General features: G+C 40.9%; 9 protein-coding genes and 1 pseudogene. 6 read left to right on the top strand and 4 right to left on the bottom strand.

All coding sequences use genetic code 11. From position 1 onward, the window contains the following. The first annotated feature begins 219 nt into the window (after positions 1–219). The 3 genes from IQ274_RS31385 to gshB all read left to right on the top strand — a co-directional run bounded on the left by IQ274_RS31385 (position 220) and on the right by gshB (position 2852). The gene (locus IQ274_RS31385; protein WP_322745398.1) at positions 220–1038 is read left to right on the top strand and encodes an XDD4 family exosortase-dependent surface protein; all 819 of its coding nucleotides are present in this window, start codon (positions 220–222) and stop codon (positions 1036–1038) included. 372 nt (positions 1039–1410) lie between these two features. Continuing rightward, a complete protein-coding gene (gene grxC, locus IQ274_RS31380) occupies positions 1411–1674 on the top strand; it encodes a glutaredoxin 3 (RefSeq protein ID WP_163934385.1) in 264 nt (87 codons plus the stop codon). A gap of 212 nt (positions 1675–1886) precedes the next feature. Then, a complete protein-coding gene (gene gshB, locus IQ274_RS31375) occupies positions 1887–2852 on the top strand; it encodes a glutathione synthase (RefSeq protein ID WP_163934383.1) in 966 nt (321 codons plus the stop codon). 598 nt (positions 2853–3450) lie between these two features. Here the strand turns inward: gshB and ftsZ are convergent. From ftsZ to IQ274_RS31360, 3 genes are all read right to left on the bottom strand, one after another. After that, on the bottom strand, positions 3451–4755 hold the full coding sequence (gene ftsZ, locus IQ274_RS31370) for a cell division protein FtsZ (protein ID WP_194144582.1): 1305 nt from the start codon (positions 4753–4755) through the stop codon (positions 3451–3453). A 54-nt stretch (positions 4756–4809) separates the two neighbouring features. After that, complete coding sequence (locus tag IQ274_RS31365; protein ID WP_228058491.1) at positions 4810–5100, bottom strand: hypothetical protein; 291 nt, start codon at positions 5098–5100, stop codon at positions 4810–4812. Positions 5101–5653: 553 nt separating this feature from the next. Next, entirely contained in the window at positions 5654–6508 is an 855-nt protein-coding gene (locus IQ274_RS31360) for a cell division protein FtsQ/DivIB (protein ID WP_194144581.1), read from the bottom strand. A gap of 701 nt (positions 6509–7209) precedes the next feature. Between IQ274_RS31360 and IQ274_RS31355 the strand changes: the two genes are divergently transcribed. Continuing rightward, positions 7210–8541 carry a P-loop NTPase fold protein gene (locus IQ274_RS31355; RefSeq protein WP_114086114.1) on the top strand — a complete coding sequence of 444 codons (1332 nt, stop codon included), beginning with the start codon at positions 7210–7212 and terminating at the stop codon, positions 8539–8541. Positions 8542–8650: 109 nt separating this feature from the next. Further along, the gene (locus IQ274_RS31350) at positions 8651–13702 is read left to right on the top strand and encodes a hypothetical protein (protein ID WP_194144580.1); all 5052 of its coding nucleotides are present in this window, start codon (positions 8651–8653) and stop codon (positions 13700–13702) included. Positions 13703–13802: 100 nt separating this feature from the next. On the opposite strand, the gene IQ274_RS31345 is transcribed toward IQ274_RS31350, so the two are convergent. Next, positions 13803–14153 (bottom strand): hypothetical protein, encoded by a 351-nt coding sequence (locus tag IQ274_RS31345; protein ID WP_163934371.1) that lies wholly within the window; start codon positions 14151–14153, stop codon positions 13803–13805. Positions 14154–14984: 831 nt separating this feature from the next. Here IQ274_RS31345 and psbO point away from each other — a divergent pair. Continuing rightward, positions 14985–15584, top strand: a pseudogene (gene psbO / locus IQ274_RS31340) (photosystem II manganese-stabilizing polypeptide); the annotation flags it as partial. Positions 15585–15703 lie beyond the last annotated feature (119 nt).

The raw sequence follows: 15703 nt of genomic DNA, 5'->3' as shown, positions 1-15703 counted from the left end.
CTAATTTAAAAAAATATATCAAGTGTAAATACTGAAAATCTCCATTAATTCATAAAAAATATATTGATAATTCCAAATTTAAATTTTTAGCTAACCTCGCCAAACAACGTAGACAAGTTGTATTTATTTGTGTAAATTTAGACATTGGTAACTTCCATCAAAGAGTTATTTTGAGAGGTCTTAAATATCCTCAATAAAAAGAAAAGGAGTTTCAATCGAGTGTCTCAACCATATTCCAAGAAAATAGCGGGTTATGCAGTCTGTTGTATATCAGCATTAGCTGTAGTGACATTTTCACAGATGTCCCAAGCAGATGCAGCCTCTATGACTTTCTCAGTCACAGGAACTAACTCAGCATCGAATAATGCTCTAGCATCATCAGTCGTGTTTGATGACTTACTCAATCCAGGTAAGTTGACAGTCACCCTGACGAACATGAAAAATGTTTCAGTCCCTTCTGATGTTCTTACATCAGTCTTTTGGGACTATGCTGGATCTCCCTTAAACTTATCGTTAATTTCAGCAACAGCTGCAACGGTCACTCAAAAAACCTCCTCTACCACTACAAATAATGTAAATCTTCTCAATACTCCTACTAATGGCAAAGAATGGGCATTTGCATCTACTACCAATTCCGCAGGACTCAGTGGAATAACCCAAGACTACGGTTTAGGTACTGCCGGCTTGGGTATTTTTCAAGGTCTTGGTGGACAGCAGCAATTTAATTACGGCATTATTGACGGCTACAATGCTAATGCAAATCCAGCAATCAAAGGGGGAAGTTTTGTTGACAATTCGGCCACGTTCGTTTTGTCAGGACTGCCCACTAACTTTGATATAAGCAAAATTGGTAGTGTTCGCTTCCAATATGGCACCAATTTAAGTGAGCCTAGCATTATAAAAGCACAAGGGAATTATTACAGTCCTCCGCCTCCTCCACCAAAACAAGTACCTGAACCTGGGACAACAGCCGCCCTTGGTTTATTTGCAGTGGGTGCATTCAAAGTGGTGAGGAAAAAATCTTTAGTAGTAGCCTAAGTGACAGTTTTCTAGTTTTTAATACTGAGAAACACCAGATACTTCCATAAAAGGAAATACTGTTTTTTAGAAAATCAAGTGTGCATACCCTATATTCTGTAAAAATTGATTAAGTACAACATGGTGTAAATAGGCTAATAATTATAAATCGTTGCAAAGCTTGCATTGTTTCTAGGCTTTTCAACGATTTTTCATTTTCCATAGTTCTGCACAAAAAGCTGGCTAACTGTAGCGGATCTCGAAGGAACTCAGCGAAACCAATAACTGAATTTAGTTAGACACTTCTGAAAGTAAAGTCAAAACGGCATAGAACACCTACAGCCAGTTGCAACGTTCTAAAATTAAAAAGTATTAAATCAAGTTGAGGACATTATGGCTGCAAAAGTAGAAATTTACACTTGGAGGACTTGCCCGTTTTGTATCCGTGCCAAAAGTTTGCTGAAGAGTAAGGGTGTTGAATTTACAGAATACAGCATTGACGGAGATGAGACAGCCAGAAATAAAATGGCTCAAAGAGCAAATGGAAGGCGCTCTTTACCGCAAATTTTCATCAATGATGACCATATTGGTGGTTGTGATGACATCCACGCTTTAGACAGTCAAGGCAAGCTAGATGAGCTACTAACTTCCGTGTAAGTCTAGAAGATATTGCACTAGCGACAAGCCACTGCAAATTACACGGCAGTCGCTACAACTCTGTTTACGAAATTTTTCTCGCAAAAGTATCTGTCCACAAGATTTTACCCTCCAGTTCCTACTCAGCAGTACAGATGTACGTCAATTAGTAAGATCATCAAGAGATAATAATTGAACAACCATTTAATTTCTTGGTGATTGAGGTGTAAAGGGTGAAACTGGCTTTTATCATTGATCCGATCCATCTGCTTGACCCGTGTCATGATACCAGCATTGCCCTGATCGAAGCAGCGCAAATCCTGGGACACGAAGTTTGGGTAACTCAAGCAAATCTGCTGAGTGTGGTGGAGGGCAAAGCTTGGGCTGTCCTACAGCGAGTTGAACTTGTACCAGTACAGTTGGTGGAGAGACGCTGGATAGCGGCGAATCCTTGGTATAAATTAAGTGATTCCTCCTTAACTTCTTTAGAGACAATGGATGCCGTATTTATGCGGACAGATCCACCTGTCAATGATTCTTACCTCTATGCCACGTACATTCTGGATTATGTTGACCAAAATAAAACTCTACTGATTAACAGTCCTAGCGGCATTCGAGGGGCAAATGAAAAAATGTATGCCCTCCAGTTTACCAAAGCGATTCCAGAAACGATTGTCAGTGCTGATAAGCAGTTTATTCGGCAATTTGTCGAAGCAAAGGGGGCAACTGTTCTCAAACCACTGGGAAACAAAGCCGGGGAAGGAATTTTATTTTTGCAATCGAGCGATCGCAATTTTAACTCCATTGTCGAACTCAGTACCCTCCAAGGTCGAGTGCCAGTAATGGTACAAACTTATCTACCGGAAGCAAAAGAAGGAGATAAACGCATTATCCTGCTCAATGGCGAACCGATTGGTGCGCTCAATCGCCTCTCTAGCGGAAGTGATTTTCGCAATAATATGGCAACTGGTGGTACAGTCGCTCAAACTGAAATTACCCCAAGAGAACATGAAATTTGTACCCAAGTAGCCGAACAATTACGTCAAGACGGTTTGATTTTTGTGGGTATAGATGTTATTGGTGGCTACTTAACTGAAGTTAACGTCACCAGTCCTACGGGAATTCGTGAAATTGATCGTCTAGATGGTACTCACCTTGGTTATCAGGTTATTCAATGGATTGAACAGTCATTGAATTGAAGGAGGCAGGAAGAATAAATCAGCAGTGGTCAAATCCCCTGCTGATTTGAAGCCACTGAACTAGAGTTCAGTCAATGTCTTCTCTACTACTGGTGAAGGCAGTTCTAAAGTACAAGCGGTTTTCCTCTTGCCTTCATTGATAAATGTAAATTATTTTTACTTGGTGTCCTATTTTCTAAAAAATAGAATTACTTCGGGTGCTTGCGTGGGCAACTCACCCACGCAGCTTTGTTTATACAGAATATAAGTTTAATGAATCGCGGAAGTAGATGTAGCAATGTCTACGACGGGCTACATTTAAGCATTCCTAGTTGGCTAGGTCTTCTGATTTATTTGTTCCAAAAGCAAAGCTAGACATGGGAGCCAGCAGAACCCTGCCCAAGTTAATTTTATAAGTAGCGTTAACAAATTTCTTTACCAATTAGCAAAATTAGGGATGGCAACGGATTGCTTATCCCTGCTTTTGGTAAACCCTGAAACTAACAGATTTTATACAGCACTCAGCCTAACCTGAGACTGCTAATTTAATCTAAAATCTCAAATCGTTCGACTGAGCGTAGCCGTTCGCGTAGCGTTCCGCAGGAAAGTCCAAAATCTTTTAATTCCGTGGTCTTTGTCGGTTTCTCAAGAAGTCAGGTATATCCAATCCAGGTTTTTCTTTTGGTTCTGGAGTTGGAGTTGAACTTGGAGTTGAGGTTGGGGGATTAACTGCGGGTTGTTGTGTTGTTGGCCGCTTGGAGGTATTAGGTGCTACTCGAACGCTAGCTACGCTTTGTTGTACCGCAGCTTGCACTTCACCTGTAAACCCGGTGGCAATTACAGTAATTCTGACCTCACCTTGGAGTCTGTCATCAATTACAGCCCCAAAAATAATATTGGCGTTGGGATCAACTACTTCATAGATTGCTTCTGCGGCTGCATTCACTTCATGTAAAGTAAGATCAGTACCACCTGTAATATTAAAGACAACTCCTCTAGCACCTTCAATAGAACATTCTAGTAATGGTGAAGAAATAGCCGCGATCGCAGCTTCTCTGGCTCTAGATTTTCCAGAACTAACGCCAATACCCATCAATGCCGATCCCGCATCTGCCATCACAGCCCGGACATCAGCAAAGTCAACATTTACCAAACCGGGAATTGTGATGATATCAGAAATACCTTGCACCCCTTGACGCAACACGTCATCTGCATAGCGAAAAGCTTCTTGCACAGGTGTTTGTTCGGGGATCACTTCCAGTAGTTTGTTGTTAGGAATAATAATCAGTGTATCTACCCTACTTTTTAAGCCTTCAATCCCTTGTTCGGCTTGGCTGGTACGGCGGCGACCTTCAAAGACGAATGGACGTGTGACTACCCCAACAGTGAGAGCGCCCATTTCTTTGGCTACTTCTGCCACGATTGGGGCTGCACCTGTTCCAGTACCACCGCCCATACCAGCGGTGATAAATACTAGGTCTGCACCCTCTAAAGCTGTAGCAATTTCGTCTCGTGATTCCTCAGCTGCCTTTTGACCAATCGCAGGATTACCACCTGCTCCTAAGCCCCGCGTTAGCTTTTGTCCAATTTGCAATCTACTGGGAGCGCCTGCCAGAGTTAAAGCTTGGGCATCAGTATTTATTGACCAAAACTCTACACCAGAGACATCAGATTCGATCATGCGGTTAACGGCATTGCCACCGCCGCCACCGACACCAATCACTTTGATGTTGGCAACCCGACCAGGAACAATCTCCCCAATACGGCTATTTTCCGTAAAAATCTTCTTATTATCGTGATTTTGTCCGAAGTTCATCCCAGAGTTATTAAAGGGATTGGTCGAGTTAACTGCCAGAGAAAACCCAGGCTGTCCCGGAGATTGGGAATTTTTATAGGTGAGTCCTTGGTTATTATCAAGTGTCATTGGATTTGTGAGAGGGTAGATAAACGACTTTTCCAGGTGCTATTCACTTAAGAGTCAACTATAGTTTGACACTGCCACAATACTATGGCACTGTTCTTTATTGTTTTCACTACTGCCAAGCCTAACAGAATTGGCGGGATGAAAATTTGCTATGAGATCAGCTTTTAATGCAGCTGATCGCACAGCCAATTCTAGAGAAGTATACCTATATTTATCCAAAAGTGACCTGTATAACTTCAGCCAGACATTAATCTCTTCATTCTTCTCATCGGAGAACATAACTTCTAAAGACACACTACAGCGCATCTTATCTGCCTCAATAATATTGTTAATAGGTTTCACCATTGGGGATAATTGCAACTTTAGACACAAAATTTACCTGATACTTACTTATTCTTAAGGTTGAAGTAAGCAAGAATTTACTTGTCAGACTATACCTGATTAATTTGTTGTTTGGGGAGTCTTAATGGACACTTTGTTGAAGCAATAGTCTATCTTACGAGAACCCTCACTAGTGTGGTCAACAAATCAAGATTTTCCTAGAGGTTTCGTAACCCAATTAAGAAATATGGTACAGAATAGTCCAAACTGATTACCCAAAAGTAGCCTTTACGCAACCTTTTGTAGTACTTTAATTTACAGCTTTGGGCTTCAGTAAACTGTCTTTGGAAGTATCCTCAACAGACCAAAGTTAGATTGTCAGACATCTTGCACCCTAATGTTAGGGTAACAATTTGAGAGTGTTTTACTCACAAGAGAGATTTCATGATTGATCTTCTCATTTTAATTAGAAGTTAATGCCGATTTTCGCGCAGTTGCTGGAAAACTGAAAATAATAAATATATTTATCAGCATAAAGCTTCTTAATTTACTAAGAGCTATCAATACATTAAACACGCTAGATATTTTTAGGGTTTTTGGGAGTTAATTTTTGGTCTTTTTGGTTCATTTGTACTAAGGGAAAATCGGGATTTTTCAGATCAATATACTCTATTTGACCAGAATCGAGTTTCGCTGATAAATGGCGCATTTGGGCAAGTACCTTAATTTGTTCAGACAACAGAGTACTTGGAACGCCAAGATGCACATTTCCTAGTTCTGTTTTCAAAATTAAATTCGCTGGATTTTGGCAATCAACTTCCATTACTTTCACAGTACTTTGGCTGATAGCTTGATGAATTTGAGTCCAGTTGAGACAGTATTGTTTGGGCGATCCAATTACTCTGAGATTGGGTAATTTCCTAGTGGGATTCAGTGATGTGTATTTTTCTAAAGGTATCCAGGCCCCACTTGCATCTAATAAGCCGATTGTGACTTTTTTATTGCCAGTGCCCTGATTTGCCCCACTTGCTGTTTGAGTCATTGCGACAGGGACTCGTTCTTGGATTTCGATGTTTAATCCGGGAGGAAACAGGCGACGTCTCACGATCGCTTGAGCAATAGTTGGTTGTTTTTTCAAAGAGTTTGCGATCGCTGCTGGTTCAATCCGCCACAAAGATTGGGGGTAAGATAGCACTAATAGGGATTGAGTTGTCTCATATGACAGTAATTGATTGCCTGATTTCATCACTACTTGTTTGGGAGTTTTTAACACCCATACTGGTTGAACTGCTACCCACAGCAATCCACCCGCCAAACCGGTAATGGCAAAGGTTCGCCAAATAGCTTGAATAATTCTCATCTGCCGTCGCCGACGTAATTTTTTACGACGCTGGGCAAGATCCGTACGGGAAACTGATATTATGCCAGCCATTCAAACCCCTTTCTGGTTACAATCCAAATTCCTTGACGCGCTTGTATCATTATTAATTTCAGTAAACACTGTCGGCATCTGTTAGCCGCTCTCCTCAAGACTTTTTTTATTTTTAGTAACACTTTACAGTAAGTACACAACGAAGGTAGTCTCTAGTCATCCTTCCTATTAAAGTTTCCGGTGTCCATTCTTAACTCACTGTTGTCTTTTTGACAAGGGACATAAAGCATTTTTCTTTAAAGATTACAAAATCTTAATTTAAATATTTCTGATTTTGTTTTATTGACAAATAGAATGTGAAGTGATAGATAAGTCTTCCTTGATCTCTGTATAGATTGCTATAATTCATACTAGTCATGTCTCATCAACTATACAAACAGGGAATAATATAATCGAGTAGCTTTTTTTACTGATTAACTCCGTCATCAAGCTTTGTGTCAGGTTAAAGAAAAGCTATGAGATTGTCAAAACCTCAATAGTAGGTGTAAAAAGGACAGATATGTTTAAGGTTATTAGGGTCAATTAAATCTCTATCATACTACTGACAGATACTGACAGTGATCCTGTAATAAGTGCTGTCTTTTGCAAGACACTACCAACTTGCGAATTAATTGTGTGCCTACAACAAAGTTAGAGATTGTTTGTATAAAAAATACGATTTAACTGCATCTACACACGCGTCTACATACACCTATACATACATGAAAACGACATTCAATTTGTCACGTTTTTATAAAGCATGTAACCCAAGCTACACGCTTAATATAAGCAACGTGTTAGATCGCCAGTATTACATAGATTTTGCTGATGTCCGTGGTTGTAAGATTGTCGAAGAATTGCAACGGACTATAGTTCGGATTTCTCCTGATGAGCCAACCTGTCAGTTATTTACGGGTCACATTGGCTGCGGTAAATCAACGGAATTGCAGCGCCTCAAAACAGAACTAGAATTGGCAGGATTTCATGTGGTTTATTTTGAGTCCAGTCAAGACTTAGACATGGCGGATATTGATATCAGCGATATTTTGCTGAGTGTAGCCCGTCAAGTCAGTGCCAGTTTAGAAGGCATTAACATCAAACTCAAAGGTGGTTACTTTACCAATTTGTTTAAAGAAGTAGGCGATTTTCTACAAAGCCCCATAGAGCTTTCTGGACAAGCAGAATTATCCTTGGGTATTGCCAAAATTACCGCCAAAACCAAAGATAGCACTCAGATGCGGAATCAACTGAGGCAATATTTGGAACCACGTACCAATAGTATTTTGCAAGCGATTAACGAAGAAATTTTAGAAAGGGCTATTGAACAGTTAAAGCTGCGGGGTCAAAAAGGACTGGTAGTGATCGTAGATAATTTGGATCGAGTCGATATGCGTCCCTTAGCATCAGGGCGATCGCAACCAGAATATCTCTTTATCGACCGAGGCGAACAGCTACGCCGACTCAAATGCCATCTAGTTTACACAATTCCCCTAACACTAATTTTCTCCAATGAGTATGAAACACTAAAAAATCGCCTGGGGGGAGGTATTGCACCAAAAGTACTGCCGATGGTATTAGTGCGGCAAAGAGATGGCAGTGATTACGAACCAGGGATGTCACTAGTACGCCAGTTAGTCTTAGCAAGAGCTTTTCCAGAAGTTTCTTTGAATGAAAGGCTTTTATTAATTACAGAATTATTCGATCATTCCCAAACCTTGGATCGGATATGTCGCGTTAGCGGTGGCCACATTCGCAACTTATTGGGTTTACTTTATAGCTGCCTGCAACGACAAGATCCACCTTTTTCTAGAGAATGCTTAGAAGCTGTGATTAAAGACTACCGAGACGATCTGCTATTAGCTATTGATGAATCCCAGTGGGAATTATTGTTTGAAGTAGTGCAACAACAGAGAGTTAAAGGTGAGTCTGACTATCAAAGCTTACTACGAAGTATGTATTTGTTCGAATATCGTGACCCTCTGGGGCGCTGGTTTGGCATCAGTCCAGCCCTAGCAGAAACAGAAAAAGTTTTAGCTTGGCAACAAAACAAGTAATAGTGCTGGGTAAGTTAATAGTCATTAGTCCTTTGTCCTTGGCCATTGGACTAATAACTAATGCCCAATGCCCAATGCCCAATGCCCAATGCCCAATGCCCAATAACAAATGACTACTGACAAGCAGCTACACGTCTCCACAAAAGAAAATCAGCATACATTGCAAAGATTGATTAGAGCGATCGCACTTTCTGAAGGTCAATTTGCCCTAATTTTAGTTCGGTGTAACTATGGGCAATTACGTGAGCAAATGTTAGAAAATATTCGCTCCATCACCAAAGATACCAATATCAGAGAAATCGTCCTCAATTTGTCAACAACTTCCTTACATAACACAATAGTCACAGAGCTATCCTTAGATAATCCTGCTGTCCTCACAGACTCTTTGCCAGCTGCTGTTATGGTTTTTGGTATTGAGTCAGCAATCGACCTAGAAAACTTACTTACAGGCATTAACCAAGCGCGAGATATATATGCCGCAACTTTTCCATTTCCAGTAGTGTTGTGGCTACAAGATGAAGTTGCATCATTGTTGTCCAGGTTAGCACCTGATTTTAAAAGTTGGGCTGCAACTACGATTAAATTTGAAATGGCAAAAGCAGATTTAATTGCTTTGATTCATCAAGAAGCAGAATCTCTATTTGCCAAAGTTTTAGAAGCAGGTGCTGAAACATTTTTATCTAATGCCTCTCTAGATTTAGATCCTAAGTCTCAACACCGCCACGAAATAGAATCAGCCCGTAATGATTTGCTGCGTCTATATAGTGTTCAATTAACACCAGGATTAGAAGCTAGTTTAGAATTTGTGTTAGGAAGAGATAAATATGCCAACGATCAAATTAATGGTGCTTTAGGCAATTATCAAAGAAGTCTAGCATTATGGCAGCAGGAAACGAAGAGAGTAGCTGAGTTGGAGAGTAACTCTTCTTTACCTCTCTCATGTCCTCACCCTACTCCTCCTTCGCCTTTACTCAAGCAAGCAATAGTACTATTCCACTTAGGGCTGTGTTATCACCGCATGGCAGACCTACACAATAATAGTAATAGTAGGTATTGTGAACATGCTCTCTTGTGGTTTAAACAATGCCTGGACGTATTGGAGGAGGTACAAAGAGAAGACTTAGTTGCTAAATTTATTTTGCCTGCTTGTGAAATGCTGCAACGTTTACAAGCTTGGGACGACTTAAAAAAATTAGCTCAAAAGTCATTACTTCTAAATAAAACCTATGGAACTCCTGCACAAATTGCTCAAAATTATGGTTTTTTGGCAAATGTAGCAATTTCAGAGTCGAATTGGGTACTAGCTCATGAATTTGCGAATGCAGCACTTTCTATTTCCGAAGAAGCAACAGAAGTTTCTCTGCGAGATGCTTTGCGAACACGACGACAAGAAAGTTGGTATCTTCTGTTGCTTGCACGTACACAACGACATCTAGGTGAATCAGAAGAAGCGATAAATAACCTGGAATGGGCGAGGGTAGTTTGTGAGCTACAACATCAGCCATCACTATATTTAGAGATTTTAGAGGAACTGCGATCGCTTTACTTTTTTGAGCGTCATAACTATACAGAAGCCTTTAAACTCAAGCAAGAAAAGATTCAGATAGAACATCAGTATGGGTTTCGCGCCTTCATTGGCGCAAGTCAGTTACAGCCGCAACGATCTAGAATTAACCCAGCATTGGAACTTCAAAAAATACCGTTTATTCCTGAAGGAGTTGCCCAAGAAATATCAGCTTCAGGACGACAGCAAGATGTCAATCGTTTGATTGAAAGAATTAGTCGTGCTGACTATAAACTTACAGTAATTTATGGGCCATCAGGCGTAGGTAAAAGTTCAATTCTCAAAGCTGGTTTAGTCCCAGCTCTGACAGGAAAAGTTATCGGAGAACGCATTCCTATACCTATTGTTTTGTCTGTTTATACTGATTGGCTGACAGTCTTAATAAGCAGTCTAAACCAAGCGCTGGCATACACAGGAATATCAGTTAATCCTGACTCTACATTCAATATACTGTTAGAAAAAATTCGTTTGGCAACCGAGCGCAACTATACAATAATTATCATATTAGACCAGTTTGAAGAATTGTTTTTTATTAGTAATCCTCCTACGCAAAGAATAGAATTTTATCAATTCTTTAGTGAGTGTTTAAATATTTCATTTGTAAAAATTATTCTTTCGTTAAGAGAAGATTACTTGCATCATTTATTAGAATTTGAACGCTTGAGCCAAAAAAATAGTATTGGACTATATGATTTAGGTGTAATTAATAAAAATATTCTTGATAAGGACATTCGCTACTATCTAGGAAAATTCTCTAGTCAGGATGCTAACGCTATAATTCACAGTCTTACTCAACGTTCTCATTATGAACTTAGTGATGAATTAATTAACCGATTAGTCCAGGATTTGACAGGAGAACTAGATGAAGTACATCCAATTGAATTACAAATAGTTGGCGCTCAACTACAAATAGAAAATATTACTACCCTTGGACAATACAAGCTTTGCGGCGGCTCGGCAAAATTGGTTGAACGCTGGCTAGGGGAAGTCATCAAAGACTGCGGCCCAGAGAATGAAGAGTTAAGTTGGAAATTATTATTTGAGTTTACTGATGAAAAAGGGACGCGACCTTTAAAAACTAAAGCTGATTTAGCGGCTGCATTAATTAATAACCATGATATAGAAACAATATCAAGCTTTAACACAGTTGGGGAACTGATTTTAGAAATATTGGTGGGTTCAGGTTTGGTGTTGCGAGTCAGAGAAGAATTAGGCGATCGCTACCAGCTAGTTCACGATTATTTAGTTGAACCAATTCGCCAAAAAAACAACTATGGTATGCTCGCCGAGTTTGAAAAAATCAAACTCGAAAAAATTAGAGCAGAAGTAGCTCAACAACTGAGTCAAAAGCAACTCAATTTGATCTTGCAACGGCGGCTGCGAGAAGCACGGTTTGTAGGCGTAGTGCTGGCAATAATGGGGGGAACAATAGCGACATTATGGTGGCAAGCCAACTTGCAAAAAACAGCAGCAATTCACCAGACTCTACGAGCTGAACGCAGTGAAACCAACTTGAGGATTAGTGGAATCACAGCTGCTAGCGAAGCTCTATTTGCGTCTAATAAAGAGTTTGATGCTTTATTAGAAAGTTTGCGGGCTTGGAGAGAACTGAAACAGGCAGATGGAGTGCAACCAGATACCCGAATGCGGGTGGTAACAGCCCTGCAACAGGCGGTTTATGGGGTAACAGAAGTCAATCGCTTAGAAGGGCACACTGATATTGTCTGGGGAGTAACTTTTAGTCCTGATGGTCAAACCCTAGCATCAGGTAGCCGAGATCAGACTGTGAAAATTTGGCATCCTGATGGTACTTTACTCCAAACCCTCAAAGGTCACACTGATGCTGTTACCTGTGTAAGCTTCAGCCCAGATGGTCAAACCCTAGCGTCCGCCAGCCTCGACAAAACAGTACAAATCTGGAGTAAAAACCCGGTTACAGGTGAATTTGATCCCAAGCCATATAAAACCCTGAAAGGACATAAAGATTGGGTTTATAGCGTTAATTTCAGTCCTGATGGCGAGTTGTTAGCTACTGCCAGTAAGGATACAACTATAAAACTCTGGCGCAAAGACGGTACATTAGTAAAAATCCTGAGAGGACATCGAGGGTGGGTTAACTGGGTAAACTTTAGTCCCGATGGTCAATTAATCGCTTCGTCCAGCGATGACAAGACAGTGAAAATCTGGCGACGGGATGGTAGCCTGGTTACAACTTTGCAGGGACATCAGCAGGGTGTGACTGTAGCTGTTTTCAGCCCTGACGGTAAATTTTTAGCGTCAGCAGGTCGAGACAAGACAGTGAAACTTTGGCAGAGAGAGATTAACGATACTAAAGACGGTTTTGGCTTTCGTCTTTACAAAAATTTACGGCAACATAGCAGTACAGTGTGGAGTTTGAACTTTAGTTCTGATAGTAAAAAGTTAGCTTCCGCAGGCGAAGACAATGCCATAAACCTCTGGAGTATAACTGGTACTTTACTCAAAACCTTCAAAGGACATAGTGATGCTGTTGTTACTATCGCTTTCAGTCCAAATAATAAATTGCTGGCTTCAGGAAGTTTCGACAAAAGCGTGAAACTATGGAGCTTAAATGCCCCAACACCGTCTACTCTTCAAGGGCATCAAGATCGAGTTTTGAGCGTTACTTGGAGCCCCAACGGTCAGATGCTGGCTTCTGGTAGCAGCGATCGCACTGTAAAACTCTGGAAGAAATACACTAGTAATGGCGAGTTCAAAACTCGACTTTACAAAACTTTAGTAGGGCACACAAGTAAAGTTCCTAGTGTCAGTTTTGACCCCAAAGGTAAAATGCTGGCTTCAGGAAGTTATGACAAAACCGTGAAACTTTGGCGGCTTGACGGTACTTTAATCATGACTCTTCACGGACATAGCGATAGTGTGATGAGTGTGAATTTCAGCCCCGATGGTCAGTTTTTGGCATCAGCTAGCAAAGATAAAACCGTGAAACTTTGGAATCGTCAAGGTAAGTTACTCAAAACCTTAGTGGGGCATCAAGGTTGGGTAAATAGCGTAAATTTCAGCCCTGATAGTCAGATTTTAGCCTCTGCCAGTGATGACCAAACTGTAAAACTGTGGAACCGTGAAGGCAAATTGCTCAAAACTTTTTCGCCCCATGACAGTTGGGTGTTAGGTGTCAGCTTTAGTCCCACTGATGAGTTGCTGGCTTCTGCCAGTTGGGATAACACAGTAAAACTGTGGCGACGGGATGGTACGTTGTTAAAAACCTTATTAAAGGGGTATAGCGATAGCGTCAACGCTGTAACTTTCAGTCCCAATGGTGAATTGCTTGCCGCCGCCAGTTGGGATAGTACAGTAAAACTTTGGAGTCATGAAGGCAAATTAATTAAAAGTCTGAATGGGCATCGTGCCCCAGTGTTAAGTGTCAGTTTTAGCCCAGATGGTCAAACACTAGCATCAGCTAGTGATGACAACACGATAATTCTGTGGAATTTAAATCTTGACGATCTGCTTGTTCGTGGTTGCGACTGGGTGGGTGATTACCTCAAGCACAACCGTAATCTTGAAGAGCGCGATCGCTTTCTTTGTAATGGCATACCCACTAAAAACTCTTTTTAATTATGAATTAAGTTGAAGCCTCAATGAGCAACCGCTCTTGGTTTAGCGGTTGATGAGGCGATCAGGGTTGTTAATTCAAAGCTAGAAAATAATTTTCGAGCTAATCAGCAAAGGAGCGATCGCTCTCTAAAACTTCACGGCTATTTTCTGGGGAAGCCTCTTGTGGCAAATTCGCTAGAAAAGCTTGTAGTCTCATGCGCTCGATATAAGGCCAGCCTCCCTCAGACTCAATATCTTTTAGGAGTGAGTAAAGTTGCCGACGGTTAACAGGCAAACTCTCTTGAAAAACCCCATCTCGGATCTCTCTGTGTAACTGTTCCAATTGCCTAAGCATTGCCAAAAGAGCTACAGTCTCACCTTCACAACCCTGTACGGCATCATATACCACAGTTGCGATCGCTTGTAGTTTACAGGACAACTCCCCTGATTCCAGATTTTTGTTATGGTTCATGCCAACTTTTCCGTATAAATGAGGCCAACTCAAATTTACCGGAGATTTTTAATTTTCCCTAGTTTGCCAGTAGTTACTCTAGAGATTGAGCCCAGAAAATAAAGCTACTGTAGGCTTTTAGATGGTTTTTTGCTAGACTCAGCGCCTTTGCTCTTCACTGCACTTACCTAAGTAAGAGTTGAATATAACTAGATTTGTATCTTTATTAAAAGCAATTGCGATCGCTCCTAAAAGAGCGTAGTAACCTTTAGCATAGCCTCCACATCAGCTAGATGTGATCGGGACGAGACTTTGTTAATTAAGAGTACTTTGATTTTGAGTTAAAAAAAATCGTATGATCTGGCTAATTTACCCATCAAACAATGGGCTGTATGTAGTAGCGTCACATACATGATACAAAAAGACTTGGGCGACGCTGCTTTTGCAATTGGCAAAAGCAAAGTGCAAAGCAGACAACTCTCTTCGCACTCTTTGAGGCAAGCACTTATGCTGCTCTGTGTAGCGCTTACTCATCCCCCCGCCCAACTCTAACAAATGCCACCAACAGTAAAACTGCTGGTTTTTTGCCCCCTAGTTACACACATCCAAATAAGGATACAGTGTGCTACTTATTCTGGGGTTTACTCCCCAAGCTCAAGAGAACGACACGTTTAACTACGTTTAGCAGAGAAAAGTTTGACTGGCGACTTCCAGCCTATACGCCCTGACATTTGTTTCAATTCTGGTAATCAGAGCAACGCAGTGTCAGTTCGGAGATGGCTTTTCGTCAGAAATCAAAGCTTCGATGCAGTTTTACAACTTAGATATTAATTTTTGAGATTGAGGTTGACCATGAGGTATCGCGCTTTAATTGTTGCATTCTTGGCTTTGTGCCTGGGACTAATAACTGCTTGTAGTGATGCTCCTGCTACTAGTAGTAGAGATGTACTTACTTACGACCAAATTCGTGGCACTGGCTTGGCGAACAAATGCCCCCAACTAGCAGAAACAAGCCGTGGCTCCATTCCCATTGATTCTAGCCAGTCTTATGCCATCAAAGAACTTTGCTTAGAACCAACTAGCTTTTTCATCAAAGAAGAACCTGCTAATAAACGCCAAGAAGCAGAATTTGTTGCTGGCAAATTGTTAACTAGATACACTTCCACTATTGACCAGGTGCAAGGCAACCTAAAAATCAACTCAGATAATAGCTTGACCTTTGAGGAAACTGATGGTCTTGACTTCCAAGCCATAACCGTACAACTTCCTGGTGGTGAGCGAGTACCTTTCCTCTTCACCATCAAAAACTTGGTTGCTCAAACCCAACCCAGTTTGAGCAGTATTAACACCTCCACGGACTTTGAAGGCACTTTCAAAGTTCCTTCCTACCGTGGTGCTGCCTTCCTAGATCCCAAAGGTCGTGGTGTCGTCAGTGGCTACGATAAGGGACTTCCAGAAAATAAACTATTCCATCACCAATAATGATAATCATTTTAGAGGGGAATGAAGGGGCTGCCGTCGGCAGCCCCTTCATTCCCCTTTTGTAGTAATTTAAATAATGACGCTTGTTT

The organism is Nostoc sp. LEGE 12447 (assembly GCF_015206985.1).
GTDB lineage: Bacteria > Cyanobacteriota > Cyanobacteriia > Cyanobacteriales > Nostocaceae > Nostoc.
The sequence above is the reverse complement of the archived record's forward strand: the minus strand, read 5'-3'. Positions and strand labels throughout refer to the sequence as shown.

What these genes read in the sequence shown, in the direction of transcription:
- grxC (WP_163934385.1), top strand. Translation starts at nt 1,411, where the DNA reads ATGGCTGCAAAAGTAGAAATTTACACTTGGAGGACTTGCCCGTTTTGT.
- ftsZ (WP_194144582.1), bottom strand. Translation starts at nt 4,755, where the DNA reads ATGACACTTGATAATAACCAAGGACTCACCTATAAAAATTCCCAATCT.
- IQ274_RS31365 (WP_228058491.1), bottom strand. Translation starts at nt 5,100, where the DNA reads ATGGTGAAACCTATTAACAATATTATTGAGGCAGATAAGATGCGCTGT.
- IQ274_RS31360 (WP_194144581.1), bottom strand. Translation starts at nt 6,508, where the DNA reads ATGGCTGGCATAATATCAGTTTCCCGTACGGATCTTGCCCAGCGTCGT.
- IQ274_RS31355 (WP_114086114.1), top strand. Translation starts at nt 7,210, where the DNA reads ATGAAAACGACATTCAATTTGTCACGTTTTTATAAAGCATGTAACCCA.
- IQ274_RS31350 (WP_194144580.1), top strand. Translation starts at nt 8,651, where the DNA reads ATGACTACTGACAAGCAGCTACACGTCTCCACAAAAGAAAATCAGCAT.
- IQ274_RS31345 (WP_163934371.1), bottom strand. Translation starts at nt 14,153, where the DNA reads ATGAACCATAACAAAAATCTGGAATCAGGGGAGTTGTCCTGTAAACTA.